This window comes from Planococcus sp. ISL-110, from assembly GCF_018613575.1.
Classification (GTDB): Bacteria; Bacillota; Bacilli; order Bacillales_A; family Planococcaceae; genus Planococcus.
Window position 1 is genome coordinate 100,380 of sequence record NZ_JAGGPX010000027.1, and the last position, 24,585, is coordinate 124,964.

Consider the following 24,585-nt stretch of genomic DNA (forward strand, 5'->3'; position numbering starts at 1 on the left):
AGCATGACGGTTGAAACAAATTTAAAAATGACCGAGCAGGACGTGCGCTCCTTTTCAGAAATGAATGGTGAACCTTCATGGTTTACTGAGCTTCGTCTTCGTTCGTTTGGTGAAGCGCAAACTTTGCCGCTGCCAAAACCAGACAAAACAAAAATTCTTAGCTGGAACTTTACTGATTTTCCAGTGCATACAGTAAAAAGTTCAGTTTTTGGTTCCATTGAAGATTTAACAGAAGATGTTAAGTCTATCGTGGACTTAGAGCAAAAAAACCTTTATATACAGCACAATAATACCCCAGCATTTTCACGCATTTCTGATGAACTTGCAGCACAAGGCGTTATTTTGACGGATATTTTCACAGCTCTTCGTGAACACGGCGATTTGGTTAAGAAATACTTTATGACAAACGGCGTAAAAACGGACGAGCATAAATTGACGGCATTGAATGCGGCCTTAATGAACGGTGGCGCATTTCTCTATGTTCCAAAAAATGTCGTTGTGGAAGAGCCTGTACAAGTGGTTTTCTATCACGATGATGCTGAAGCTTCATTGTTCAACCATGTAATTGTAGTTGCAGATACCAGCAGTAAGGTGACGTATGTGGAGAACTATTTCTCAACTGTTCCGCATGCAAACGGACTCGCTAATATTGTTTCCGAAGTATTTGCTGAGGATAATGCACAAATTACCTATGGCGCAGTGGATACACTGGCAGAAGGGTTCATTACGTATGTCAACCGACGCGGCAGAGTGGCTCGTGATGCACGTATCGAATGGGCATTAGGAATGATGAACGACAGCGACACGATTTCTGAAAACACGACAAATCTGATCGGCGATAATTCTTACGGAGATACGAAAAGCGTAGTAGTTGGACGTGGGTCGCAAAAACAGAACTTCACGACTCAAGTTGTCCATTGGGGCAAAGATTCCCAAGGTTTCATTTTGAAACACGGTGTGATGAAAGATTCAGCCTCAGCCATATTCAATGGCATTGGTAAAATCGAACACGGTGCAACAAGATCAAACGCAGTGCAGGAATCACGTGTGTTGATGCTAAGCCAAAAAGCTCGTGGAGACGCAAATCCAATTCTTTTGATCGATGAAGACGATGTAACGGCAGGACATGCTGCATCAGTTGGCCGTGTAGATCCACTTCAATTGTATTATTTGATGAGCCGCGGTATCACAAAACAAGAAGCTGAACGTCTTGTTATTCACGGTTTCCTGGCACCGGTTGTTCGTGTACTGCCAATCGAAGGCGTTAAAAAGCAATTGACGGAGGTTATCGAAAGGAAAGTCCGCTAATGATTAACCAAGAGATAAAAAGCTATTTTCCGATACTCAACCAAGAAATAAATGGCCATCCACTGATTTATCTGGACAGTGCAGCCACTTCACAAAAACCAGTTCAAGTTATTGAAGCATTAACGAATTATTATGAATTGGATAATTCCAATGTGCACCGTGGCGTACACACGCTCGGTAACCGTGCAACTGAAAAATACGAAGGCGCACGTGAAAAAGTCCGGAAATTCATCAATGCCAATTCAACGGAAGAAATCATTTTCCTGCGAGGAACGACAACCGCCATCAATCTCATTGCACAAAGCTACGGCAGAGCCAATGTAGAAGAAGGCGACGAAATTGTCATAACATATATGGAACATCATTCCAATATTATTCCCTGGCAGCAATTGGCGAAAGAACGCGGCGCCATTTTAAAATACGTGGAACTAGAAGAAGACGGTACGATTTCTTTGGAACAGGTTCGCGCAGCTGTTACGGAACGGACGAAAATTGTTTCGATGGTATATGTCTCGAACGTTCTTGGTACCATGAATCCGGTCAAGGAAGTTGCACAGATTGCCCATGAAAATGGAGCGGTCATGGTTGTGGATGGTGCCCAGGCGGCGCCGCATCTGAAAATAGATGTTCAGCAGCTGGACTGTGATTTCTTTGCCTTTTCCGGACATAAAATGTGCGGCCCTACTGGAATCGGTGTCCTTTATGGCAAGAAGGAATTATTGAACAATATGGAACCGGTGGAGTTTGGTGGAGAAATGATCGACTTTGTCGGATTGTATGATTCGACATGGAAAGAGCTGCCTTGGAAATTCGAAGGTGGAACACCGATCATTGCAGGCGCCGTGGGATTAGGCGCAGCCATTGATTTTCTAAACGAAATCGGCTTGGATGAAATTGAAAAGCACGAACATCAAATGGCTGCTTATGCAATGGAAAAAATGAGCAGCATCGAAGGACTGGAAATTTACGGTCCGGCTGATCCTGAGCAACGGGCGGGGATTGTCACGTTCAACTTGAACGATGTCCATCCGCACGACGTCGCAACTGTCCTCGATATGAGCGGCATTGCGGTTCGTGCAGGCCATCACTGCGCTCAGCCTTTGATGAAATGGCTGGAAGTTACAGCAACAGCACGCGCGAGCTTCTACTTATACAATAGCGAGTCAGATGTTGATCGCTTAGTGGAAGGGCTGCGTTCGGCAAAGGAGTATTTCAACGATGTCTTCTAATAACTTAGATCAATTATACCGACGGGTCATTATGGATCATTATAAAACGCCCCGCAATAAGGGGACGATTGAAAATAACAGCGTCAATATCGAGATGAATAATCCGACTTGTGGAGACCGCATCCACTTGACTTTGCAGGTCGAAGACGGCATCGTCAAAGATGCGAAATTTGACGGTGAAGGATGTTCGATTTCTATGGCTTCTGCTTCCATGATGACGCAGGCTGTCAAGGGGCAGGAAATTGATACGGCATTAAAACTTTCCGGAATCTTTTCAGATATGATGCTTGGCAAAGAGTACGATGATTCGATCGACCTTGGCGATATTGAAGCATTGCAAGGTGTCTCTCAGTTTCCAGCCCGTATCAAATGTGCGACTTTGGCATGGAAAGCCATGGAAAAAGGCGTACAAAATGAAGAAAAATCGTAACATAGAACGGAGGAACGACGATGGCCAAACAAATGCCAGAAATCGGTGATTATAAATATGGGTTCCACGACAAGGATGTCTCAGTTTTCAGGTCGAAACGTGGCTTGACTGAAGGAATTGTAAGAGAAATCTCGAAAATCAAAGAAGAGCCGGAATGGATGTTGAATTCCCGTCTGAAAGCATTGAAATTGTTTTATTCAATGCCGATGCCACAATGGGGCGGCGATTTAAGTTCGTTGAACTTTGATGAAATTACGTATTACGTAAAACCATCAGAAGCGAGCCAAACTTCATGGGATGAAGTTCCTGAAGAAATCAAACGCACATTCGACAAATTGGGAATTCCAGAAGCAGAGCAAAAGTATTTGGCTGGCGTATCAGCTCAATACGAATCTGAAGTGGTTTACCATAACATGAAAGTCGAATTGGAAGACATGGGGATCGTCTTTAAAGATACTGGTGCTGCTCTTCGTGAAAACGAAGATCTTTTCAGAGAGTATTGGCAGTCGGTTATTCCGGCAGCCGACAATAAATTCTCGGCATTGAATACAGCGGTTTGGTCGGGTGGATCTTTCATTTATGTGCCAAAAGGCATTAAAGTGGAATCACCGCTTCAGGCTTACTTCCGCATCAACTCGGAGAACATGGGCCAATTTGAGCGTACCTTGATCATTGTCGATGAAGGCGCAAGTGTCCACTACGTTGAAGGCTGTACGGCTCCTGTTTACACGACGAATTCACTTCACTCAGCTGTTGTTGAAATCATCGTGAAAAAAGATGCTTATTGCCGTTATACAACAATCCAGAACTGGGCAAATAATGTCTTTAACCTTGTAACAAAGCGTGCGTTTGTTGACGCTAACGGCACAATGGAATGGATTGATGGCAACATCGGTTCAAAAGTGACTATGAAGTACCCAGCGATTTACTTGAAAGGTGAAGGCGCTCGCGGCATGACCCTGTCAATCGCAATTGCTGGCAAAGGCCAACACCAGGATGCTGGAGCGAAAATGATTCACTTGGCTCCGAACACCTCTTCATCCATTGTTTCGAAGTCTATTTCGAAACAAGGCGGTAAAGTTTCATACCGCGGGATGGTCCATTTTGGACGCAAAGCAGATGGCGCACGTTCAAACATTGAATGTGACACGCTGATCATGGACAACCAATCAACTTCAGATACAATTCCATACAACGAAATCTTAAACGATAACGTTTCTTTGGAGCACGAAGCGAAAGTTTCAAAAGTATCGGAAGAGCAATTGTTCTACTTGATGAGCCGTGGCGTTTCTGAGCAAGAAGCAACAGAAATGATCGTAATGGGCTTTATCGAACCATTCACAAAAGAACTTCCAATGGAATATGCGGTGGAAATGAACCGTTTGATCAAGTTCGAAATGGAAGGCTCTATCGGTTAATAGATTAATAAAATAACCCTTGGCATGATGACTTTCATGCCAAGGGTTATTTTTGTGGATTTTGCTCAATGCAAATCTAGGTCCTCCCATGCAAGAAATTATGCCGTTTTAGGTTTCAATCAACGGGTATAGAAACGTAGAAGGAAATTTCAAGGAGGTATACCGGATATGAGTCAAACATTTGATGCACTAAAACAGAAGCTCAGCAATGCAGATTTGGGGCAAGCAAAAGAAGTATTTGAGCAAGCCAAAGTAGCTTATGAAGATGGGAAAATCGATGAAACCGAAAAGAAAGAGTTGATGGAATCGGCAAAATCCATCTTTAGCGGCGGCAAAGGGCTCGGTGGATTGTTCTAAAAGCTTGAAATGAAAATTTAAGTAAGATAAGCTTTGGCATAATGTATGCCAAAGCTTATTTTTTAATGTTTTTCAGTGCTTCTCGTTCGCTTAGAGGCATTAAAAAATGTTCTGATACAAATGACAGGGCCCACTCAGCATCCGTTTTGGCATATTCGCGAAGCGCCCAGCCGATGGATTTTTGGATAAAAAACTCAGGGGATGCAGTGTGCTGCAAAATGATGCGGCCCAGTGCTGCTGCATCCGTCTGTTTTTTGTATTTTAATTGATGGAGAATAGCCGCACGGTTTATCCACATGTTTTGGGCTTCAGACCACTCAAACATGGTTACTGTTCCAGCAGTCCGTTCTGTCTGAATGACGTGGCCAAGTATTCGTGAGACGATAGAATCAACACTGTCCCACCAGGACTTGCTTTCAATCAGCTCTCGGAGAAAAGGCAAATCCTCAATGGTCAACTGCTTCTGCATTTTTCCCAGCAAGGCGATGGCCGCATATTGATATTCCCGTTCCGGCAACTCGTACAAATTCCAAACTTCTTCAGCCAAATGCTCCGGTTCCGGCAGCTGATACTCCAGAAATTGTTCTCTCAGCAACGCATTCCGCAATGGAGTTTTAATGCCCAGAAAGTCAAACTGGTTCCGCATATAAGCAGACATCGGTGCTGCCAGTTCAGTGTTGCGGTGTGCCTCGAATTTCTCGACGATTCCTTTATGGTCCCACGTTTTTTTCACCACCGTTTCATCTCCCTGTTCTTTTTAAAAAAAGTGTAGCACAATCGAAAGAAAGCAACGAAGCAACAACTGATAAAGTTGAACTGATGATATTCAGCGCCGGCGTGTCCGCGAGGAAGCCGAAACACTTCAGCCTGGCCATCCTGCATAAAGCATCCTCATAGCGACCGAAGCGGCTTTAAGAAGAGGATTGTTCTTAAGACCTGAAACAATAGTTCTTCTATAAATCCTCAATTGCCATAAAGAGAATCTTTTTTAAAAAAGACGTTCTATTTTTTCTATGCTATCATAAAATAATAAAGAAAAATGGAGGCGGAACGATGATTTATGTAGGTTTGACGGGTTGGGGAGACCATCCGGATGTCTATAGCCCAGGCTCAAAAAAAACAGAGAAATTGATTGATTATGGCGCACATTTTCCGATTGTCGAACTGGATTCCTCTTTTTACGCGGTTCAACCTGAACGCAATATCCGGAAGTGGATTGCAGAAACGCCAAAACAGTTTCAGTTCGTGGTAAAAGCCTATCAAGGGATGACAGGCCATCAGCGTGGAGAAAATCCGTTTGAGTCGCGCGACGACATGTTTGATGCGTTCTGCAAATCCATACGGCCGTTGAAAGAAGAGGGCAAACTGGCGATGGTGTTGCTGCAATTTCCGCCGTGGTTTGATTGCCAGAAAGACAATGTCGAACAGCTCCGGGAAATTACGGGGCGCCTGACGGAATTCGATTTGGCGATAGAGTTTCGCCATCAGTCCTGGTATGCCAATGGCATGAGTGAGAAAACGCTGGACTTTCTGCGGGACAACAACCTGATCCATTCGGTCTGTGACGAACCACAGGCAGGGGATGGTTCGATTCCGTTGGTTCCCATCTCTTCGAGAAAAGACAAAGTGCTGTTGCGCATCCATGGGCGCAATGTTCATGGATGGCTGAATCCAGGGCATGGACAAAAATGGCGGGAAGTCCGTTACCTGTATGATTACAACAAAGAAGAGCTCGAGGAAATCAGCCGTGCAGTCGAGTCATTGACCGACACTACTGAGAATGTCTATGTTATCTTTAATAATAATTCGGGAGGCCATGCAGCAGGTGATGCAAAGCAGTTCCAAAAAATGAATGAATTGTCGTTTGATGGTCTTTCACCAAAACAGATGGATTTATTTGAAGGAGGATTTTAATGGTTTTCTTGATCATGGCGCTTGTCGGAATAATTTCGGGCATTGTGGGCGCTTTGATAGGGCTGGGTGGAGGAGTGATACTGGTTCCAGCCTTGCTGTTTCTGGGCACCAGTTTCGCATTTTTCCCTGAACTTTCACCCCAAAAAATTGTTGGATTGTCCGTCATCATGATGATTTTCACTGGTCTTTCTTCCACGTTGGCTTATATGAAAGTTCGGACCGTCGATTACAAGAGTGGGCTCATTTTCTTTGCGGGCAGTGCGCCAGGCACGGTGATCGGCGCTTTTGTCAATAAAAATCTGGATCTGTCCTCATTCAACCTGTATTTCGGTATTCTTCTGGTATTCCTGTCCTTGCTTTTGCTGCTGCGTGATCACCTTAAGGCTGTTCATTGGTTCGTTGATAATGGACGCAAGACGACGTTTACGGACAAGCAGGATAAACAATACGTTTACGGCTATCCCATTTGGTTTGCCTTGCTGTTGACCTTTTTTGTGGGGTTTGCCTCAGGGTTGTTCGGTATAGGTGGGGGATCGATTATTGTGCCTGCTATGATTCTTCTGTTTTTATTTCCGCCACACGTGGCGATTGGCACATCAATGTTCATGGTTTTTTTGTCGGCTCTTGTCAACTCGGTTACCCATATTGCGTTGGGGCATGTGCCGTGGATCTATACGATGGCAGTGATTCCAGGTGCATACATCGGTGCGAAAATAGGCGCCAGATTAAATAGGCGCCTCGATTCGGAAATGCTGGTGACAATTTTGCGGCTTGTGCTCCTCGTTCTGGGGCTGCGATCAATTTACGAAGGAATATTCAGTTCTTAAAGAGGTGTTTTCATGAACGAAACCATTCATATTTATCATACCAATGATTTGCATAGCCATTTTACGAATTGGCCCCGCATCAAGTCTTTTTTAGCCGAACGAAAAAGATGGCATGAAGAAGAAGGCGATGTCTGTTTGATTTTGGACATCGGCGACCATGCCGACCGTTCGCATCCTTATACGGAAGGCACTGCCGGCAAAGGCAATGTACAGCTGCTGAACGAAGCGCAATACGATGCGGTGACAATCGGCAATAATGAAGGAATCACACTGTCTAAAGAAGAATTGGATGATTTGTATGTCCAGGCTGACTTTGAGGTGGTTGTATCGAATTTATTCGATCTGGAGGGCAATCGGCCAAATTGGGCCAAGCCGTATCACATCATCCGTGCGAAAAACGGGATGCGCATCGGGCTGGTAGGTGCAACTGCAGAGTTTACCCCATTTTATCGGAAGTTGGGCTGGCAAATCACCGATGCAAAACAATCAATCATTCAGGCAGTAGAAGAAATTAAAGAGGAGACGGATTTGATCGTCTGCTTATCGCATCTTGGCATCAAGGAAGATGAGCTTTTGGCAGACCTTTGTCCGCAAATCAATATTATTTTGGGAGCACACACCCATCACATCTTCCACGAAGGAAGATGGCAGGGAGACACGCTGCTCGGGGCTGCAGGCAAATTCGGATTCTATGTTGGACACATCGCAGTGGAAAATGTATTTGGAAAATCCTCCGCACAGTTGATTGAGACTTCCAGTTTACACGAAGTGGAAGAGGGATTTGATGCATTTTTGGTCGAGCAGGGGAAAGTACAAATGGAAGAGCTGGTTTTTCATAGCACAAAAATCCTGAAAGCGGAATGGTTTAAGGATTCAGAGCTTGGCACTTTATTCGGACGTGCGATGATAGAGTTTTCAGAAGCTGATTGCGCCTTGTTCAATGCAGGGATTTTCATGGAAGACATGCCCAAAGGTGATTTGACACGCTATGACTTTCACAAGATGCTGCCCCATCCGATCAACCCTTGTCTTGTTGAGTTGAGCGGAGCGGAATTAAAGGAAATTTACTTGCAGTCCCTGAACTCAGAATGGCCGCAGCTCGAATTGAAAGGCATGGGATTCCGGGGTGTCGTGTTCGGCAAGATGCTTCATCTGAACATGGAGGTTATCGACCATCGATTTTACATCAATGGGCAATTGGCGGTGCATGACCAGGTTTACCGGTTGATCACGCTGGACATGCTGACGTTCGGTTATTTTTTCCCAAGCCTAAAACGAGCTGCTAAAACTTATTTTATGCCTGAGTTTTTGCGGGATGTGTTCGGTGATTATTTCCACAGCAAAGCCTTAAAGTAGAAGGAATATTCGGAGTATATAAGCATTTGATTTTGCTTAGATTTTGAGCTATGCTAACAAAGAAATATATATTGGTGGGTAGAGGCTGCAGAATTGATCAGTAGGATGCGCGAGTTTGACCGCGAGGAACGCATCTGAAAGGAAGTTTTGCCGAAATCCATTTTCTGGGGTCTAAGGAAATGGATTGGGGTCATTCTGAACAAGAATGTCACTGTCATTCAAGCGGTAGCTTGAATGGAGAGCTACAGGGTTGTTTGACGTTTTAACGCACAGACGAATTGTAGAAGGCTGACTTATCCAACTGGAGAGGTCGGCCTTTTTTGTCTCGTTTTTTACCCATCAAAAACAAGGAGGAGTTTTCATGGAAAATACGATTTATTCGATTTTGCCGCCGATTATTGCAATTGTCATGGTGCTGCTGACGCGCCGTGTGCTGTTGTCGTTGGGTACCGGTATTGTCGCGGCAGCTGTAATCTTGACTTGGTTCGCACCGATTGAAGCCTTGCAGGAACTTGTGTCATCTTTTACAATTATCTTTTGGGACGAAGGCTTTAACGCCTATAATGTCTTTATTATTCTTTTTCTTTTACTACTGGGGATCATAACAGCATTTGTTAGTTTATCCGGCGGCAGCCATGCTTTCGCTGAATGGGCTTCGACGCGGATCAAGTCACGAAGAGGCGCTAAAGTTTTGACAGTGGCTTTAGGCATAATTATCTTCATCGATGATTATTTTAATGCATTGACAGTGGGCCAAGTAGCACGACCGATTACTGACCGCTACAAAGTGTCGCGTGCGAAGCTTGCCTACTTTATCGATTCAACCGCTGCACCTGTCTGTGTGGTCTCGCCGGTCTCAAGCTGGGGTGCTGCCATCATCGGCATCATCGCGACTATCCTGGCTGGCCAGAACTTCGTTGAGTATTCTGCGTTGGAAGCATTCCTGTGGATGGCGCCGATGAATTTCTACGTTGTCGCTTCACTGGCCATCGTCTTTTTTGTTGCAATCCGCGATGTCGATTTTGGCGAAATGAAGAAACACGAAGTATTGGCAATTTCTAAGGGACAACTTTTTGATCCGGACAAAACAATTCCTGGTGAAATGAAAGAAGAGTTTCCGAATCATTCGTATGGGCATGTCAGAGACTTGTTGCTTCCAATCGTGCTGCTGATTGTCGGGACGGTTGTCGCGATGATTTGGACCGGCTACCAGAATGCCGGGCAAGTTTTCGATATATGGTTAATTTTTGAAAATACCGATGTACCGGCTTCATTACTTGCAGGGGGTATCTTAGGTGCATTGACATCAATCATCCTCTATACACTGCAAATTAAAAAGAACGAAACTGCCAATGCCGGATGGATTGGCAAAGGCATCTGGGCAGGCATCAAATCCATGATGGGTGCTGTACTGATCCTGATTTTTGCCTGGTCACTGACTTCATTGATCGGATCGCTTGAGACAGGGGCTTATCTGGCAAATGTTGTTTCTGAAGGCAATGTGCCGACAGCCGTTTTGCCGGTTCTATTGTTTGTCTTAGCGGGCATCATGGCCTTCTCCACAGGAACATCATGGGGCTCATTCGGTATCCTTCTCCCGATTGCAGGAACAATCATGATAGAAGCCGATCCATCCCTGTTGCTGCCGGCTTTATCAGCTGTTCTGGCAGGAGCCGTGTTTGGGGATCATTGTTCACCGATTTCCGATACGACAATCTTGTCATCTACAGGAGCCGGAAGCAATCACATGGACCATGTCTTAACGCAGATTCCATACGCATTGACGGCTGCGGGCATCGCTGCGATAGGGTATATTGTCATAGGTTTTACCGGTTCCCTACTAATATCACTGGGAGTGGTCGCAGTAGTTCTGGCTGGGCTCTTCATCTTCTGGTCACAGCGGACAACTATTATTGAAAAACAACAAAATATGTAATTGAAACGAGGCAGAGAAGCTATTTCTCTGCCTTTTTACTTTTGCCGCAATAGTTTTTTTGAAATATATCGCGAATTCATCTTTACTTTGTGAGAGCCTCTCGGTATACTATTTTTAGATTAATTAATAATCTGAATATAATCAAAATTCCTATTTTTATGTTAGTAAAATGGGAAAAATCAAAGGGGGAAGAGAGATGGAACGTTCACAATGGGGTACACGTGCCGGTTTTATCATGGCAGCCGTCGGCTCTGCAGTAGGTCTAGGTAACATTTGGCGTTTTCCGTATGTTGCATTCGAAAATGGCGGAGGCGCATTTTTCATACCGTATCTTTTTGCATTATTGACTGCTGGGATTCCGATTCTCATACTGGAATTCACAATTGGCCATAAGTACCGTGGCTCAGCACCGTTGTCATTCTTCAGAATGGGCGGTAGGAAATTAGAATGGCTTGGTTGGTGGGCAGTATTTGTGTCCTTTATCATATCTGTGTACTATGCCGTTATTATCGCCTGGGCAATGCGCTATACTTTATTTTCTTTCAATCAGGCATGGGGAACAGATACCGAAGACTTCTTATTCAATGAGTTTTTGCAGCTGACAGCTCAACCAGGAGAAACTGGTGGGATTGTATGGGGCGTTTTCATCCCACTTGCTTTAGTATGGATCATCACTTTAGGGATTTTGCTGGCAGGAGTCAAAAAAGGAATTGAAATGGCTAACCGGATTTTCATTCCTACGCTAATTGTTATTTTCTTAGCGGTTGTCATCCGGGCTGTCACATTGGATGGATCTTTAATAGGATTGGAAGCCTTCTTCCAACCGGATTTTGATGCCATAATGGATCCAACGGTTTGGGTTGCGGCTTATGGGCATATATTCTTCAGTTTATCTGTAGCATTCGCGATCATGATCACGTATTCAAGTTATCTTCCCAAAAAATCGGATATTACGAACAACGCATTTATCACTGGATTTGCCAACTCAAGTTTTGAGTTGCTTGCCGGGATCGGTGTTTTTGCCGCCCTTGGGTTCATGGCTTCTCAGCAGGGGGTAGCTGTAGGCGATGTTGCTACAGCAGGTGTCGGGCTCGCATTTGTCGTGTTCCCGCAGATTATCAATGAATTTCCTGGCTTTAACGGATTGTTCGGGTTTTTATTCTTCCTATCCTTAACACTTGCCGGACTTTCTTCATTGATTTCAATCACTGAAACCTATGTTGCCGGATTCTCAGAGAAGTTTGGAATTTCCCGCAGAAAATCGGTGATTTTTGGTGGTGGGATTGCTGCTTTAATTTCAATCCTATTCGCAACACAGGGCGGTTTGTACTTCCTGGATCTTGCAGATTACTTCATCAACCAATTTGGTGTTGCAGCAATTGGCCTTGTGGAAGTTGTGCTGGTCGTCTGGGTATTCCGGAAAGCAGATCTGCTCAAAGGACATGCCAACGAAATTTCGGATATCAATCTTGGAGCATGGTGGAAGTTCAGCCTTGGCATCATTACACCAATCGTTCTAGGCTACATGATGTTCGGTTTGCTGAAGCTGAATATCCTGAAAGAGTTTGAAACGGAAACTGGAAACTACTCAGGTTATTCCGACATGTTCACCTTAGCTGGTGGTGTGTCAGTAGCAGCTGCAGCAGTGATCTTCGGGATTCTGTTCTCAATCGGAAAATGGCATAAAGATCAGGGACAATATGACGAACGCAATTAAAAGGGGGAGCTTCATATGACTGTAAGTTCAATTGTGGTAATGATTATCGGAATGGTCATCATTTGGGGTGGCTTGGCTGCAAGTATATTGCACGCGGTCAGCAGCAGTAAAAAGAACAAGGCGAGAGACGCTGCAAATGCAGCAAATAACGTATAACTTAAAGGCCTGGAAACTTATTGTTTCCAGGCCTTTCTGTGTTTTCTGAGGGATAAGCAAACTTGTGAGGAGCAGGTCTTTGTGATACATTTGAAAGAGAAGCGGATTCCATACATAAATCAGATAGATAGGGGACGATGTGCGTGTCAACTAAACAAGAACATCTCAGAAAGCCCGATTGGTTAAAGATCAAACTCAATACCAATGAAAACTATACAGATTTGAAAAAAATGATGCGGGAAAACAATCTGAACACCGTCTGTGAAGAAGCGAAATGCCCGAATATCCACGAATGCTGGGGGACGCGAAGAACCGCTACTTTTATGATTCTTGGGGCTGTCTGCACGAGAGCATGCCGTTTTTGTGCGGTAAAAACAGGTTTGCCGAATGAATTGGATCTACAGGAGCCAGAACGTGTGGCAGCTTCCGTAAAAATGATGAACCTCAAGCACGCAGTCATTACTGCAGTTGCGCGGGATGATTTAAAAGACGGAGGATCAGCTGTTTTTGCTGAAACCATCCGGGCGATCAAACGCGCCAATCCATTTACGACGGTTGAAGTCCTGCCATCTGATATGGGTGGAAGCTACGAAAATCTGGAACGGCTAATGGATGCGAAACCGGATATTTTAAATCACAACATTGAGACTGTGCGCCGCCTGACGCCAAGAGTCAGAGCGCGTGCCAAATATGATCGGTCGCTTGAATTATTGAAGCGTTCGAAAGAGATGCATCCGGAAATTCCAACAAAATCCTCTTTAATGATTGGCTTGGGCGAAACAAAAGAAGAAATTATTGAAGTGATGGATGATTTGCGCGCCAATGATGTTGATATTATGACGATTGGACAATACCTCCAACCTTCGAAAAAACATTTGATCGTACAAAAATATTATTCGCCAAAGGAATTCAAGGAGTTCTGGGAAATCGCGATGACTAAAGGGTTCTCGCATTGCCAGTCAGGCCCTCTGGTTCGAAGCAGCTACCATGCGGATGAGCAAGTCAATGCAGCTGCCAAAGAGCGTCAGCGCCTCGGAGAAGTGCAAGCAGCTGCTACAAACAGCTAATGGATGGTGAGAAAATTGATCACATTAGATCAGTGGAATTATGACATATTAATTGATTACCGGGAAGGGTTCCAGGAAGAAGCAATAACCGCTCGTTTCAGTGAAATTCTGTCCAAATATGATTACATTTTGGGTGATTGGGGATATGGCCAGCTGCGGTTGAAAGGTTTTTTTGAAGATGCCAACCACAAAGCTACCTACGATACGAAAATCAGCACCCTGAAGGATTATCTCTATGAGTATTGCAACTTTGGCTGTGCTTATTTCGTGATAAAGAAAGTCGGTAAAGCAGTTCCACCGATCGAAGAACCAGAACAGCAAACTCCCGAAGCGGACATTTGATCCGTCGGGGGTTTTTTGTGCATCATGATAGGATAAAGGGAAAAATGAAAGATTTTCAAAAGCCTATTGGAGGGTATTTTTATGTATTTTATTGATCGCAGCAAAATTACTGAAACGATTCAGTATATGAATTCTTTACTGGACTTTTATGAAAAACAGCAACAGTGGACGTCATTTGGTGATCAGCTTGCGCTGGAGCGTTTAGGAGCCAACATCATCGAGTCGATTATCGATGTCGGCAACTCGATGATTGACGGGTTCATCATGCGTGATCCGGGGAGCTACGATGACATTATCGATATTTTAGTAGATGAAAAAGTGATTGCAGCAGAAATGGATCAACCGTTGAAGCAGGTAATTGGATTACGGAAAATGCTGGTCCGGGAATTTATGAAAGTGGATCAGCAGGCAATTACAGCTGCGATCGACAAAAATCTTGAGTCATTAAAAGCGTTTGGACCGAGAGTTGAGCATTATCTTGTTCATGAACTGGGGCCGGTTTCGGCATTTATCCCGGAGACAGACGATGGCAGTTAAAAAAACGTATCGAGCTTATTGCCTGGATTTGGATGGAACAGTTTACCGCGGAACTGAAGCGGTGGAAGAGGCAGCAGGTTTTGTTCAACGGCTGCAGCAACAGGGAATCGAACCATTTTTCGTAACCAATAATGCATCCATGACCCAGCAGCAATTAAAGGATAAAATGGCTGCTTTCGGCATCAATGCAAAAAAAGAACGCATCATGTCGTCGGCGATTGCAGCAGCAAAATACATCAAGCGCTGGTACCCAGAACGGACCGTTTATATGATTGGGTCGGATGGTTTGGAACAGGCGCTTCAACAGGAGGGGCTCGAGCGAGTAGAAAAAGATGCTGGTATCATGTTGATGGGGATTGACCGCAACATCACCTACGATAAACTGGCGGCAGCCTGTCTGGAAATTCGAAAAGGCGCGGTCTTCCTATCGACCAACCAGGATCTGGCCTTTCCTTCGGAAAAGGGGTTTTTGCCGGGAAATGGAGCATTTACCACGCTGGTAGCGGCTTCAACCGATGTCAATCCCGTCTATATCGGCAAGCCGGAAATTCATATGCTGGAAGCGATTCAGCATGAATCCGGTTTTGGAAAAAGTGATATGGTGATGATTGGAGATAATTATGATACCGATATTCAAGCGGGCATCCGCTTCGGAATCGATACCATTCATGTCAACACCGGAGTCAGCCGTATGGAGACGGTGCTGGAAAAAGAACAGCCGCCGAGCTTTGCGATTGAAAACCTTGGATTTTGGGAAGTATGAGCAAAGAATGGGCATGACACAAAGGGCCTGCCCTTGCATCCTTCTGCCAGAATTGTGGACTAGTCCGCATATCGGATGTTCAGCGAATTTTCAAATGGCATATCCTGCTTTTTAAGGCATCAAAAAAAGCCGTTTTTCAACGGCTTAAAATAATGGGTTTTCCTCTATGAATTCGTAGACTTTTTTTGTCAGTTCATCGGGAGATTCCGCTTCGACGATTTCCCCGTTGACCAGGGCATAGAGAGAATTGGAACATTTTGTGCAATAGCTTAAACAGCCATATTCCAAAACATCGAGATTGGGATCCCGTTCGAGTTTTTCAAAAGAATCTTGTGCGCCATTGGCAATATTACTGATGCAAAATTCAACAATCGGTTTCATTCTAAGTCACCTCACTACAACGAAATCCTACCTTTTTTCGAGGCTGGAGTCAATTAATTGATTTCTGGCTAAAGCATTGTGAAAGTTATCACAATCAGCTATACTCATATGTGAGAAATTGATGAGACAGATGAAATTTAAAGGAGATTTTTATGCGAAAACTAGTCTTACTTGGAGGCGGTTACGGCAATATGCGAATTTTGCTTCGTTTATTGCCAGCCAGCCTTCCACAGGATACCGAAATAATTTTGATTGACCGGACCCCTTTCCACAGCATGAAGACAGAGTTCTATGCCCTTGCAGCAGGCACTGAGTCAGACCATGATGTACGCGTACCTTTTCCCGAACATGAGCGTTTAAAGGTAGTCAACGGTGAAATATTGGAAATCGGCCTTCAGGAAAAATGCATTTTCATGGAAAATGGCGAGCGCATCGACTACGACGATTTAGTGATCGGCTTGGGCTGTGAAGACAAATACCACTCTGTGCCGGGAGCGGATGAGTTTACTTACAGCATCCAGACTATCGGCAAATCACGTGCCACTTATCAGGCATTGCTTGGCTTGCCAGCAGGTGCAATCGTTGGTGTTGTGGGAGCAGGACTCAGCGGGATTGAACTGGCCAGTGAATTGCGGGAAAGCCGGAAAGACTTGAAAATCAAGTTGTTTGACCGCAGTCCCCGAATCCTCCGCGATTTTCCTGAGCGCCTAAGTAATTTCGTCAGAAAATGGTTTGAGAACAATAACGTCGATGTGGTATCGAATGCTAATATCACGCAAGTAGAGCCGAATATGCTTTATAATCACGAAGAAACGATTCCTGTAGATGCAGTCGTTTGGACGGCAGGAATTCAACCTGTCAAGCCGGTACGGGATTTAGGACTCGAAAGTGATGCCAGCGGACGGGTAGTCATTAACCAATACCACCAGCTTCCCAACGACGAGCATGTCTATGTAGTTGGTGACTGTGCTGCATTGCCGATGGCGCCTTCTGCTCAATTAGCGGAAGAGCAGGCAGAACAAATCGTCAAAGTATTAAAAGCCACATGGAAAGGCGAGGGGTTGCCTGAAACCATGCCGGAGATCAAGCTGAAAGGCTTCCTAGGATCTTTGGGCAAAAAACAGGGCTTCGCTTACTTAGCGGATCGCACCGTAACCGGCCGCATCGCCCGTTTGATGAAATCAGGCGTATTGTGGATGTACAAATGGCATAACGGGTAACAAAAAAAGCGCTCATGCTCGAGCGCTTTTTCTATTTCACTTCAGAAAAACCATGTTTTTCAAGTTCGCGGTAAATAGGCTTTAGTTGCACATAGCCTTCACCGACCACTTCTCCTTCGATTAAAACAAGCGGATAAAAGAATTCATCATCCAATATGCGCTGGGCATAATCCTTTTGGTGCTCGAGCGCCATGGGTTTCTCAATATCGATATAGGTAATTGAAAATGGCTGATCTTTGTATTTCCTAGAGATGGCGGCTTCCAGCCACTCATAGGTATCGATGGAAGAAGGCGCGTTGACACAGCTTGCACAGATTACATCGGTTCCATAGACTTCAATGGATAATTCTTTCTGCATGGTTTTAGACCTCCTGTGAATTCATTAGTGGCTTTTTCTCTCTAATCACATTATAATGATTATAATGAAAGGAGTCGATATAAATGACTGAAGCTTTAATTGAAGATCAAGTAATGGAAGTCTTAGATAAATTGCGTCCATTCCTTTTGCGTGACGGGGGAGACTGCGAACTTGTTGATATAGAAGATGGGATCGTAAAACTTCGTCTGCTCGGTGCATGCGGAAGCTGCCCAAGCTCGACAATTACATTAAAAGCAGGGATTGAACGCGCGTTAGTGGAAGAAGTTCCTGGAATAGTGGAAGTAGAACAAGTATTTTAATGCCAAGGGACCTTTTTGGGTCCCTTTTTCTGTATAGAATATAAATAGCTGCGCAGCAACTTGTTTTCAGTAGCTATTTTGTGGCTTGACAAAGTTGTCTAGTTGTTTGAAGGTGGACGGCTTGAATAGTAGAGGAAAAAGTTGCTATGATAATCTCTATAGGAAGGTGATTTAATTGACAGAAGTTGTTGAAATTACAGAAGCTGCTTCATTTCAGGTAAAAGAGATGATGCGCCATAATGAAGAAGAAGGATCATTTTTACGTGTTGCTGTTAAAGGCGGCGGTTGCAGCGGATTGACGTATGGCATGGGATTTGAAAAGGCCAAAGGCGAAACCGATGATCTTTATGAGCAATTCGGGATCCCGGTTCTGATTGCCAAGGAAGATGCCCCAATTTTAAAAGGCACAGTTGTTGATTACAAACAGTCGCTGATGGGCGGTGGATTTACGATTGAAAATCCGAATGCCATCGCATCATGCGGCTGCGGGACTTCATTCCGTACTGCAAAAAAAGCAGGTACTCCGGAGAATTGTTAACAGTCGGTCACAAACCGGCTTTTTTTGTTGTGGATAAGTCCCACTAAACGCATTAGCCGGTTGAAATCATAAGGTATTAGGTCTAGTATAGAAGATAGATGTTTATCGATGCTTCAAGGTTTGATCGCTTTGTTGACATTCGATTAAAAAATGACTTGAAGGTGGTTGCGATTGTGTTGAAAAGACAGTCAATATTAGTATTAGGAGCAGGTTATGGTGGATTGACCACTGTAATAAATCTGCAAAAAGTTCTTGGCGCAGATGCTGCGGACATTACATTGATTAACAAAAACGAATACCATTACGAAAGTACATGGCTTCATGAAGCAGCTGCAGGAACATTGCTTCCAGAGCAAGTACGTTACGATATCAAAGATGTTATCGACAGTGTCAAAGTGAAATTTGTACAAGCGACTGTTGAAGCAATTGATGTAGTAGGCAAAAAAGTTACCACGGACAATGGCGATTTTACATATGATTACATTGTCATTGCACTTGGTTTTGAAGGCGAAACGTTTGGAATTGAAGGACTTGATAAATACGCCTTGTCAATTGCCAACGTAAAAGCTGCACGTTATATCCGTGAGCATATTGAGTTCCAATTTGCGACTTGGTCTGCAGAACCTGTAAAAGACGATAGCCGTTTGACGATCATCGTTGGCGGAGCCGGATTCACTGGCATTGAGTTTCTTGGGGAACTGGCCAACCGTGTACCTGAGCTATGCAAAGAGTATGATGTCCCGCGTGAAAAAGTGCGCGTTGTTTGTGTAGAGGCTGCACCTATGGTATTGCCTGGCTTCGATCCGGAGCTTGTCAATTATGCGGTGAGCCATTTAGAGTCTAAAGGAATTGAATTCTCAATTGGTACACCGGTTGTGGAAGCGACTCCTGAAGGCGTTAAGATCAAAAAAGGCGATGATAAGTTTGACTTTATCAAAGCCGGTACAGTTGTTTGGGCAGCAGGTGTCCGCGGCAATAGATTGATCGAAGCGACTCCGATTGAAAACATGCGCGCTCGCGTTAAAGTTGATAAAGACTTGCGTGCACCAGGATACGATGATGTCTTCATCATCGGTGACTGCGCATTGATGATCAACGAAGAGACAAACCGCCCGTATCCGCCAACTGCACAGATTGCTATGCAGCAAGGTGAAAACGTAGCGAAGAACCTGAAAGCGTTGATAAACGATGAAACGACTGTTGAGTTCGTTCCGGATCTAAAAGGAACTGTTTGTTCACTTGGTGATGACGATGCTATCGGCGTTGTATTCGGCAAAAAAGTAACAGGCAAAAGAGCTTCATTCATGAAGAAAATGATCGATAACCGTGCATTGTTAATGATCGGTGGACCTATGTTAGTACTGAAAAAAGGTAAATTTAACGTTCTATAAGCTGGACGATTCAAAGCTCCCTTAACGGGGAGCTTTTTTTGTAACAGAAAAAGTAGCTATATAAGTTGAACTAATGATCTTTGCTTGGCTCATTTGCGTGGGAGCAATTGTCTTTGCTCTATCCAGAGCGGCCGAAGCATTGGGTAAAAGCTAGTTTCTTTAGTTCAACGTATCTAGCCGAACTATTGGACATTTGTTTATTGCCATCAAAAAAGGAGGCGAAATTCGTGGCAACTGCAAAACGTGGAAATGTTTGGCTCGGAGCAGCCGGACTTGTAGTGAACTCCAAAGGCCAATGGCTGGTGGTGAAAAAAAGATATGGCGGGCTGCATGGGAAATGGTCGCTTCCGGCAGGATTTGTGAATGGAAACGAAACCGTCGACCAGGCTGTCCTGAGGGAAGTGAAAGAAGAAACCGGCATGGATTGTCGGTTGATGGGGATGATCGGTTTCCGTTCTGGTGTCATACGGGAGGAAATCAGTGATAATATGGCGATTTTCTTATTGAAGGCGCTGAATGAAAAACAGCCCATAATTGCACAATTATCGGAACTATACGAGGCAGGTTGGATATCTCCGGAAGACTTGTCCAATGAAGGAGAGGCTTCCGTAATGCTGCATGAAATGGTCTCATATGTACTGGAGGAAGGGCTGGAACCGATAGAAGATGTAGATCCGGGCAAAGTTTTCGGCTATTCTGACTACAAACTGTTTTTTAAAAAACAGAGCATAAATCATTAAGATAGAGAATAAAAGAGAAAAGGATGATTGTCACCGTTTACATTCTTTTCTTTCTAGTTGCGCTCTAAAACATTCCATGCTATATTATCAGAATATTACAAACAGGAACAGAAGGAGGTGTTTCAGGTGACGATCTTCAAAAAAGCTGAAAACGTCAATCAATGCCCTTATTGCTCAGGACAAGGTTATTTTCAATTGCGACTGGGCGGTTCAGAAACGTGCTCCTGCTGTTCAGGTTCGGGTAAAAAATAAAGATATAATTCAGGAGCGAACGGATGGAGCAACGCCGTTCGTTTTTTTTGTATGCAGAGAATTTAGGGAAGAGCTGTGCGTTTGTTCAGCACTCTAGCTTTTCCTAGTGTCCAGCTCTAACGTCTCGAAAAACTGAACGTCCGCTTACGCTTTTCCATGATAAGTGACAAAGCGATGAACTCTGTTCTGCTAGATTGAAAGCCTTTGTTTTTTCGGGTAAACTGATGAAAGGAATAACGGAGGTTAGAGTTCATGAACAGTTCATTCACAATTGTGCAATTGATTATTTCCATGTTGCTTTTTTATGTCATGTTTTTCGGGATCGGCTTTTTATTGAATATGCTGCTTCGTATGACTTGGCTGATGGCTGTCGTTTATCCGGTCGTCATCTTGCTGGTCGTGGATGATGTGGGCATTTTCGATTATTTCACAAATCCTGGTGAATCCTTCTCGATGCTTGGAGATACCATCACTTCTATGACAGGTACTGATATTGCCGTCTTGCTGGCTGGTTGGGCAGGCGCAATCACTTCGGGCTTTGTCATGAAAATCCTGCGCAAAATGGGTTATCAAATGTTTTAATGAAAAATCGCCGACTCCGTTTATCTGGAGTCGGCGATTTTTTATTTATGTCTGTTTTTTTCTTTAGGCTACCTAAGCTTTTGTTGGTTGTCCAGACTCCAGCAGCCAGCTCATCGGTGCATAAGGCAGAGCTATACGGGCGCGTCCGTTTTTTTTGTTAACTCAACATTCCATAGAAGATGAAGGAAATTGCTATACCCGTCAAAGCTCCCATTAAGACTTCACTTGGTTTGTGGCCAAGTAGGGTCTTCAATTCTTTGATCTTTTCTTCTTCTTTTTTCTGTGGCCATTTTCTTGTCTCATCCATAAAGAGGTAGATATCCTGTCGCATCTTGTTGATGGTCAAAGCCTGTTGTCCAGCCTGGAAACGGACACCTGTGGCATCGTACATGGTGATGACGGCAAACATGGTTGAGACAGCGAATATCGTCGAGGAAACACCATGCTCAAAAGCCACTGCAGTAGTTAACGATGTCACTGCAGCCGAATGGGAGCTGGGCATGCCGCCGGTTGATGAAAAGAGCTTCCAGTCAAGTTCGCGTGTTACGGCGTACTGGATGGGGATTTTAACAAATTGAGCAAATACGATAGCGAATAGCGCGATCATAAGGGGATGATTAGAGAAAATTTCCATGCGGAGCACTGCCTTTCTGTCTAAAGATGTTCTCATAGTATATCACAGACAGAAAAAATGCTACGGCAGTTTTTTCCTTCGTCTCCCGAACTACTCGGCACCCAGATTACATGCTACACTTGAAGAGAACATAAAAAGGAGGAATTTTATGCAAATCAAACTACAGCAGCATTCACAGGACAGTGGAGCCGAAATCCTTATTGTCGGCCTTAGCCGGCATCCAGAAAACAGTAAAGGCTGGAGCGGATTCGCGCAGCGCTTTGAAGGCAAATTGGAAGGGTGGATCAAGCATGATTTATCATTCGATCTAAAATCTCTGATTACCTATCCAACGCTGTCAGGAGATATTCCGCGCGTTTTGTTCGTTGGGTTGAATGACCGCAAAAAATTAACCGAAGAAGATCTTCGCTCCTGCTTCGGACTAGCTGGAAAGGAATTGGCGAAGAAAAAAATTAAACACGCAGCTGTCTATATGGAATCGTTCGAGAACGATAGGATTACAGCGGAAGACGTCGCTTTCTTGGCTGCTGAAAGCATCACGATGGGTGGCTACAGCTTCGATGATTACAAGACCACATCCAATGAAACCCAGGTCGATTTGGAGTCGTTGACTTTCTTGGTGGAAGAGTCTACAGAAGATCTTGAATCGGCAGCGATCATCGGTTCTGCTTTTGGACAGTCGGTCAACGAAGCACGGACTCTTGTCAATATGCCAGCGAACATCCTAACTGCCACAGCAATGGGTGAATATGCACAGGAACTTGGGGAAACTTACGGCTTTGAAACGGACATTTTAGGCAAAGCTGAAATTGAAGAACTGGGGATGGGTGCAATTCTGGCTGTCAATCAAGGATCTGTTGAAGAGCCGCGTTTGATTGTCTTGAAATACAAAGCGACAGAAGGCTTTGAAGACCCCTTGGCGCTTGTCGGCAAAGGAGTAACCTTTGACACCGGCGGATACTCGATCAAGCCGAAGGACGGCATTGTGGGAATGAAAGGCGATATGGGCGGTGCCGCTGCGGTGCTGGGTGCAATGAGGATCATTGGTGAACTGCAGCCGGAGAAAAACGTGCTGGCAGTTATTGCAGCAACGGATAATATGATTTCCGGAAATGCCTTTAAGCCGGACGATGTCATCACGTCCATGAGCGGGAAGACCATCGAAATCCTCAACACGGATGCTGAAGGACGCCTCGTATTGGCTGATTCCGTCAGCTACGCGAAGCAATTGGGTGCAACCCATATTGTGGATGTGGCGACTTTGACAGGTGGAGTCATTGTGGCTTTAGGAAAAGACAAAACTGGTGCACTGACAAACGATGAGGCATTTTTCGAGACCTTCCTGGAAGCGTCCCTGGAAAGCGGCGAATTTGTCTGGCGGCTGCCATTGACGGAGAGCGATAAAAAGCGCATCCGAAAAAGCGAAGTCGCAGACTTGAATAATTCACCGGGGCGCGATGGCCATATGATTTTTGGCGGTGGGTTTGTCGGAGAATTTGCGGGAGGCACCCCTTGGATTCATTTGGACATTGCCGGCACTTCCGACGCGGACGGTCCACATGATCTCGGACCAAAAGGTGGGACTGGCGCTATGGTCAGAACACTGGCGATGCTGGTCGAAAAGATGGCAGACGAACAATAAAAAAATGAAAAATAGCCTGCAGGCACATTGCCTGCAGGCTATTTTTATTGTTCGGTAGTTTTTTTGTCCATAAGTTTTTTCTTATGTTCCTTTAGTGCATCTGCCATGTCGTCACGCACTGTTTCGTCGGCCACTTTGATGCCGGACATATAAGCTGCACGTCCAATCAAATGTCCGCCTACCGGTGCTGTGATAAACAGGAATGCAATGGCGATGACCATCTGTGTATTGAAAATGCCCTCAATCAGCCAAAAGTGGATGAAGGTTGCAGTCAATACACAGAGAACACCAAGTGTCGAGCTCTTAGAGGCCGCGTGAGTACGTGTATAGACATCAGGCAGGCGGATAAGCCCCAAAGCTGTGACGAGGCTGAAAATGACCCCTGTGCTCATTAATAGGATGATGAGGATATTAACGATTATTGTTTCGATCGAAAATCTCTCCTCTCTCAAGGAATTTCGCAAAAGCAATGGTCCCGATAAAGGACAAGATACTCAACAATAAGATGATTTCGAGAAAGAACTCTGTCTCGATAATCAATGACAGCAGAGCGACAATTGACACCAACGAAATTCCGATGGCATCCAGCGCCACTACGCGGTCGGCGATCGATGGTCCTTTAACAAGCCGGAACAACAGCCCTGTAAATCCTATGCTGACAATGATAAGTGAGATCCAGTAAAACATCATCATGGGCGGCTCACCTCCAGAATGGCTCGTTCGAATGTTTCTTTGATTGAACTGACAGCATCATCAATGTCTTCAAAGTCAAGTGCATGGATATAAAGTTTTTTCTGATCGTTTGAAATACCGATAACCAGCGTTCCAGGTGTCAAAGTAATCAGAGCGGACAGCAAGGTGATTTCCCAATCCTCTTGTAATTCGGTTTCCAACTCGAATATAGCTGGTTTCAAGTTCATATTCGGCTTGATGACAATCCGCAAAACCTGGATGCTCGACATGGAGAGCTCCTTTAGGAACAGTAGGAACAGCTTGACGACAGCCCAAGCCCGTGAGGTATAAAGCCGGTATGAAAAGAACCGGCGCATCAGGGTGATGATGCCAAGGCCGACGATAAAGCCGATTGCGAATCCGGCGGGGCTGAAAGAAACGGTCATAAACATCCAGACAAAGGCCAGGAAGAAATTCAATAAGATTTGTAAAGCCATA

General features: G+C 44.6%; 30 protein-coding genes and 1 riboswitch. Of the genes, 23 read left to right on the plus strand and 7 right to left on the minus strand.

Annotated elements, in window-relative coordinates:
- The first annotated feature begins 3 nt into the window (after positions 1 to 3).
- The 5 genes from sufD to J7I83_RS15575 all read left to right on the plus strand — a co-directional run bounded on the left by sufD (position 4) and on the right by J7I83_RS15575 (position 4,742).
- Positions 4 to 1,308 (plus strand): Fe-S cluster assembly protein SufD, encoded by a 1,305-nt coding sequence (gene sufD / locus J7I83_RS15555; protein ID WP_215102200.1) that lies wholly within the window; start codon positions 4 to 6, stop codon positions 1,306 to 1,308.
- Positions 1,308 to 2,537: a cysteine desulfurase gene (locus J7I83_RS15560; protein WP_215102202.1), complete on the plus strand. Its 1,230-nt coding sequence runs from the start codon at positions 1,308 to 1,310 to the stop codon at positions 2,535 to 2,537. Before sufD ends, J7I83_RS15560 begins: the two co-directional genes overlap by 1 nt.
- Positions 2,527 to 2,967: a Fe-S cluster assembly sulfur transfer protein SufU gene (gene sufU, locus J7I83_RS15565; RefSeq protein WP_215102204.1), complete on the plus strand. Its 441-nt coding sequence runs from the start codon at positions 2,527 to 2,529 to the stop codon at positions 2,965 to 2,967. Before J7I83_RS15560 ends, sufU begins: the two co-directional genes overlap by 11 nt.
- Before the next feature lie 20 nt (positions 2,968 to 2,987).
- Positions 2,988 to 4,385, plus strand: coding sequence for a Fe-S cluster assembly protein SufB (sufB, locus tag J7I83_RS15570; RefSeq protein WP_215102206.1), 1,398 nt, complete (start codon positions 2,988 to 2,990; stop codon positions 4,383 to 4,385).
- A gap of 168 nt (positions 4,386 to 4,553) precedes the next feature.
- The gene (locus tag J7I83_RS15575) at positions 4,554 to 4,742 is read left to right on the plus strand and encodes a hypothetical protein (RefSeq protein ID WP_215102208.1); all 189 of its coding nucleotides are present in this window, start codon (positions 4,554 to 4,556) and stop codon (positions 4,740 to 4,742) included.
- Positions 4,743 to 4,797: 55 nt separating this feature from the next.
- Here the strand turns inward: J7I83_RS15575 and J7I83_RS15580 are convergent, their stop codons facing one another.
- A complete protein-coding gene (locus J7I83_RS15580) occupies positions 4,798 to 5,478 on the minus strand; it encodes a DNA alkylation repair protein (protein ID WP_353048297.1) in 681 nt (226 codons plus the stop codon).
- Between the two features lie 317 nt (positions 5,479 to 5,795).
- Between J7I83_RS15580 and J7I83_RS15585 the strand changes: the two genes are divergently transcribed.
- The 10 genes from J7I83_RS15585 (at position 5,796) to J7I83_RS15630 (ending at position 15,357) form a co-directional block, all read left to right on the plus strand.
- The gene (locus tag J7I83_RS15585; protein WP_215102210.1) at positions 5,796 to 6,656 is read left to right on the plus strand and encodes a DUF72 domain-containing protein; all 861 of its coding nucleotides are present in this window, start codon (positions 5,796 to 5,798) and stop codon (positions 6,654 to 6,656) included.
- Complete coding sequence (locus tag J7I83_RS15590; RefSeq protein ID WP_215102212.1) at positions 6,656 to 7,483, plus strand: sulfite exporter TauE/SafE family protein; 828 nt, start codon at positions 6,656 to 6,658, stop codon at positions 7,481 to 7,483. Before J7I83_RS15585 ends, J7I83_RS15590 begins: the two co-directional genes overlap by 1 nt.
- A gap of 12 nt (positions 7,484 to 7,495) precedes the next feature.
- Positions 7,496 to 8,839 carry a bifunctional metallophosphatase/5'-nucleotidase gene (locus J7I83_RS15595; RefSeq protein ID WP_215102214.1) on the plus strand — a complete coding sequence of 448 codons (1,344 nt, stop codon included), beginning with the start codon at positions 7,496 to 7,498 and terminating at the stop codon, positions 8,837 to 8,839.
- Between the two features lie 71 nt (positions 8,840 to 8,910).
- Positions 8,911 to 9,092: riboswitch (Lysine riboswitch) on the plus strand.
- A gap of 108 nt (positions 9,093 to 9,200) precedes the next feature.
- Positions 9,201 to 10,775, plus strand: a complete 1,575-nt coding sequence (locus tag J7I83_RS15600) for a Na+/H+ antiporter NhaC family protein (protein ID WP_215102216.1) — start codon at positions 9,201 to 9,203, stop codon at positions 10,773 to 10,775.
- Between the two features lie 196 nt (positions 10,776 to 10,971).
- Positions 10,972 to 12,492: a sodium-dependent transporter gene (locus J7I83_RS15605; protein ID WP_215102218.1), complete on the plus strand. Its 1,521-nt coding sequence runs from the start codon at positions 10,972 to 10,974 to the stop codon at positions 12,490 to 12,492.
- Positions 12,493 to 12,507: 15 nt separating this feature from the next.
- Positions 12,508 to 12,648, plus strand: a complete 141-nt coding sequence (locus J7I83_RS15610; RefSeq protein ID WP_215102220.1) for a methionine/alanine import family NSS transporter small subunit — start codon at positions 12,508 to 12,510, stop codon at positions 12,646 to 12,648.
- Positions 12,649 to 12,791: 143 nt separating this feature from the next.
- Positions 12,792 to 13,715, plus strand: coding sequence for a lipoyl synthase (gene lipA, locus J7I83_RS15615; RefSeq protein WP_215102226.1), 924 nt, complete (start codon positions 12,792 to 12,794; stop codon positions 13,713 to 13,715).
- Positions 13,716 to 13,730: 15 nt separating this feature from the next.
- Entirely contained in the window at positions 13,731 to 14,057 is a 327-nt protein-coding gene (locus J7I83_RS15620) for a YutD family protein (protein ID WP_251047681.1), read from the plus strand.
- 81 nt (positions 14,058 to 14,138) lie between these two features.
- A complete protein-coding gene (locus J7I83_RS15625) occupies positions 14,139 to 14,594 on the plus strand; it encodes a DUF86 domain-containing protein (RefSeq protein WP_215102229.1) in 456 nt (151 codons plus the stop codon).
- Positions 14,584 to 15,357, plus strand: coding sequence for a TIGR01457 family HAD-type hydrolase (locus tag J7I83_RS15630; RefSeq protein ID WP_215102230.1), 774 nt, complete (start codon positions 14,584 to 14,586; stop codon positions 15,355 to 15,357). Before J7I83_RS15625 ends, J7I83_RS15630 begins: the two co-directional genes overlap by 11 nt.
- 144 nt (positions 15,358 to 15,501) lie before the next feature.
- On the opposite strand, the gene J7I83_RS15635 is transcribed toward J7I83_RS15630, so the two are convergent.
- Positions 15,502 to 15,738 carry a YuzB family protein gene (locus J7I83_RS15635; RefSeq protein ID WP_215102231.1) on the minus strand — a complete coding sequence of 79 codons (237 nt, stop codon included), beginning with the start codon at positions 15,736 to 15,738 and terminating at the stop codon, positions 15,502 to 15,504.
- A gap of 152 nt (positions 15,739 to 15,890) precedes the next feature.
- Between J7I83_RS15635 and J7I83_RS15640 the strand changes: the two genes are divergently transcribed.
- Positions 15,891 to 16,958 (plus strand): NAD(P)/FAD-dependent oxidoreductase, encoded by a 1,068-nt coding sequence (locus J7I83_RS15640; protein ID WP_215102232.1) that lies wholly within the window; start codon positions 15,891 to 15,893, stop codon positions 16,956 to 16,958.
- Between the two features lie 31 nt (positions 16,959 to 16,989).
- Here J7I83_RS15640 and J7I83_RS15645 read toward each other — a convergent pair whose 3' ends face one another.
- On the minus strand, positions 16,990 to 17,316 hold the full coding sequence (locus tag J7I83_RS15645; RefSeq protein ID WP_215102233.1) for a YuzD family protein: 327 nt from the start codon (positions 17,314 to 17,316) through the stop codon (positions 16,990 to 16,992).
- Between the two features lie 83 nt (positions 17,317 to 17,399).
- Here J7I83_RS15645 and J7I83_RS15650 point away from each other — a divergent pair, with 83 nt between their 5' ends.
- The 6 genes from J7I83_RS15650 (at position 17,400) to J7I83_RS15675 (ending at position 21,139) form a co-directional block, all read left to right on the plus strand.
- Positions 17,400 to 17,636, plus strand: a complete 237-nt coding sequence (locus J7I83_RS15650; protein WP_215102237.1) for a NifU family protein — start codon at positions 17,400 to 17,402, stop codon at positions 17,634 to 17,636.
- A gap of 175 nt (positions 17,637 to 17,811) precedes the next feature.
- The gene (locus tag J7I83_RS15655) at positions 17,812 to 18,174 is read left to right on the plus strand and encodes a HesB/IscA family protein (protein ID WP_215102239.1); all 363 of its coding nucleotides are present in this window, start codon (positions 17,812 to 17,814) and stop codon (positions 18,172 to 18,174) included.
- Positions 18,175 to 18,350: 176 nt separating this feature from the next.
- Entirely contained in the window at positions 18,351 to 19,565 is a 1,215-nt protein-coding gene (locus tag J7I83_RS15660; protein WP_215102288.1) for an NAD(P)/FAD-dependent oxidoreductase, read from the plus strand.
- Positions 19,566 to 19,792: 227 nt separating this feature from the next.
- The gene (locus J7I83_RS15665) at positions 19,793 to 20,305 is read left to right on the plus strand and encodes an NUDIX domain-containing protein (RefSeq protein ID WP_215102241.1); all 513 of its coding nucleotides are present in this window, start codon (positions 19,793 to 19,795) and stop codon (positions 20,303 to 20,305) included.
- Positions 20,306 to 20,431: 126 nt separating this feature from the next.
- Positions 20,432 to 20,557: a YuiA family protein gene (locus tag J7I83_RS15670; RefSeq protein ID WP_215102243.1), complete on the plus strand. Its 126-nt coding sequence runs from the start codon at positions 20,432 to 20,434 to the stop codon at positions 20,555 to 20,557.
- 252 nt (positions 20,558 to 20,809) lie between these two features.
- On the plus strand, positions 20,810 to 21,139 hold the full coding sequence (locus J7I83_RS15675; RefSeq protein ID WP_215102245.1) for a YuiB family protein: 330 nt from the start codon (positions 20,810 to 20,812) through the stop codon (positions 21,137 to 21,139).
- A gap of 157 nt (positions 21,140 to 21,296) precedes the next feature.
- Here J7I83_RS15675 and J7I83_RS15680 read toward each other — a convergent pair whose 3' ends face one another.
- Positions 21,297 to 21,773: a divergent PAP2 family protein gene (locus tag J7I83_RS15680; protein ID WP_215102247.1), complete on the minus strand. Its 477-nt coding sequence runs from the start codon at positions 21,771 to 21,773 to the stop codon at positions 21,297 to 21,299.
- A gap of 148 nt (positions 21,774 to 21,921) precedes the next feature.
- Here J7I83_RS15680 and J7I83_RS15685 point away from each other — a divergent pair, with 148 nt between their 5' ends.
- Positions 21,922 to 23,415, plus strand: coding sequence for a leucyl aminopeptidase (locus J7I83_RS15685; RefSeq protein WP_215102249.1), 1,494 nt, complete (start codon positions 21,922 to 21,924; stop codon positions 23,413 to 23,415).
- 44 nt (positions 23,416 to 23,459) lie between these two features.
- On the opposite strand, the gene mnhG is transcribed toward J7I83_RS15685, so the two are convergent.
- From mnhG to J7I83_RS15700, 3 genes are read right to left on the minus strand one after another with little or no spacing between them, the layout of a single operon-like run.
- Complete coding sequence (gene mnhG / locus J7I83_RS15690; protein WP_483313462.1) at positions 23,460 to 23,867, minus strand: monovalent cation/H(+) antiporter subunit G; 408 nt, start codon at positions 23,865 to 23,867, stop codon at positions 23,460 to 23,462.
- Positions 23,827 to 24,108, minus strand: coding sequence for a Na(+)/H(+) antiporter subunit F1 (locus J7I83_RS15695; RefSeq protein WP_215102251.1), 282 nt, complete (start codon positions 24,106 to 24,108; stop codon positions 23,827 to 23,829). The genes mnhG and J7I83_RS15695 overlap by 41 nt, the downstream gene beginning before the upstream one ends.
- The gene (locus tag J7I83_RS15700) at positions 24,105 to 24,584 is read right to left on the minus strand and encodes a Na+/H+ antiporter subunit E (protein WP_215102253.1); all 480 of its coding nucleotides are present in this window, start codon (positions 24,582 to 24,584) and stop codon (positions 24,105 to 24,107) included. The genes J7I83_RS15695 and J7I83_RS15700 overlap by 4 nt, the downstream gene beginning before the upstream one ends.
- Between the last annotated feature and the right edge of the window lies 1 nt (position 24,585).

Bases quoted from the DNA above. Each gene is read 5' to 3' on its own strand.
- sufD (WP_215102200.1), top strand. From the start codon at position 4: ATGACGGTTGAAACAAATTTAAAAATGACCGAGCAGGACGTGCGCTCC.
- J7I83_RS15560 (WP_215102202.1), top strand. From the start codon at position 1,308: ATGATTAACCAAGAGATAAAAAGCTATTTTCCGATACTCAACCAAGAA.
- sufU (WP_215102204.1), top strand. From the start codon at position 2,527: ATGTCTTCTAATAACTTAGATCAATTATACCGACGGGTCATTATGGAT.
- sufB (WP_215102206.1), top strand. From the start codon at position 2,988: ATGGCCAAACAAATGCCAGAAATCGGTGATTATAAATATGGGTTCCAC.
- J7I83_RS15575 (WP_215102208.1), top strand. From the start codon at position 4,554: ATGAGTCAAACATTTGATGCACTAAAACAGAAGCTCAGCAATGCAGAT.
- J7I83_RS15585 (WP_215102210.1), top strand. From the start codon at position 5,796: ATGATTTATGTAGGTTTGACGGGTTGGGGAGACCATCCGGATGTCTAT.
- J7I83_RS15590 (WP_215102212.1), top strand. From the start codon at position 6,656: ATGGTTTTCTTGATCATGGCGCTTGTCGGAATAATTTCGGGCATTGTG.
- J7I83_RS15595 (WP_215102214.1), top strand. From the start codon at position 7,496: ATGAACGAAACCATTCATATTTATCATACCAATGATTTGCATAGCCAT.
- J7I83_RS15600 (WP_215102216.1), top strand. From the start codon at position 9,201: ATGGAAAATACGATTTATTCGATTTTGCCGCCGATTATTGCAATTGTC.
- J7I83_RS15605 (WP_215102218.1), top strand. From the start codon at position 10,972: ATGGAACGTTCACAATGGGGTACACGTGCCGGTTTTATCATGGCAGCC.
- J7I83_RS15610 (WP_215102220.1), top strand. From the start codon at position 12,508: ATGACTGTAAGTTCAATTGTGGTAATGATTATCGGAATGGTCATCATT.
- J7I83_RS15625 (WP_215102229.1), top strand. From the start codon at position 14,139: ATGTATTTTATTGATCGCAGCAAAATTACTGAAACGATTCAGTATATG.
- J7I83_RS15630 (WP_215102230.1), top strand. From the start codon at position 14,584: ATGGCAGTTAAAAAAACGTATCGAGCTTATTGCCTGGATTTGGATGGA.
- J7I83_RS15635 (WP_215102231.1), bottom strand. From the start codon at position 15,738: ATGAAACCGATTGTTGAATTTTGCATCAGTAATATTGCCAATGGCGCA.
- J7I83_RS15640 (WP_215102232.1), top strand. From the start codon at position 15,891: ATGCGAAAACTAGTCTTACTTGGAGGCGGTTACGGCAATATGCGAATT.
- J7I83_RS15645 (WP_215102233.1), bottom strand. From the start codon at position 17,316: ATGCAGAAAGAATTATCCATTGAAGTCTATGGAACCGATGTAATCTGT.
- J7I83_RS15650 (WP_215102237.1), top strand. From the start codon at position 17,400: ATGACTGAAGCTTTAATTGAAGATCAAGTAATGGAAGTCTTAGATAAA.
- J7I83_RS15675 (WP_215102245.1), top strand. From the start codon at position 20,810: ATGAACAGTTCATTCACAATTGTGCAATTGATTATTTCCATGTTGCTT.
- J7I83_RS15680 (WP_215102247.1), bottom strand. From the start codon at position 21,773: ATGGAAATTTTCTCTAATCATCCCCTTATGATCGCGCTATTCGCTATC.
- J7I83_RS15685 (WP_215102249.1), top strand. From the start codon at position 21,922: ATGCAAATCAAACTACAGCAGCATTCACAGGACAGTGGAGCCGAAATC.
- J7I83_RS15695 (WP_215102251.1), bottom strand. From the start codon at position 24,108: ATGATGATGTTTTACTGGATCTCACTTATCATTGTCAGCATAGGATTT.
- J7I83_RS15700 (WP_215102253.1), bottom strand. From the start codon at position 24,584: ATGGCTTTACAAATCTTATTGAATTTCTTCCTGGCCTTTGTCTGGATG.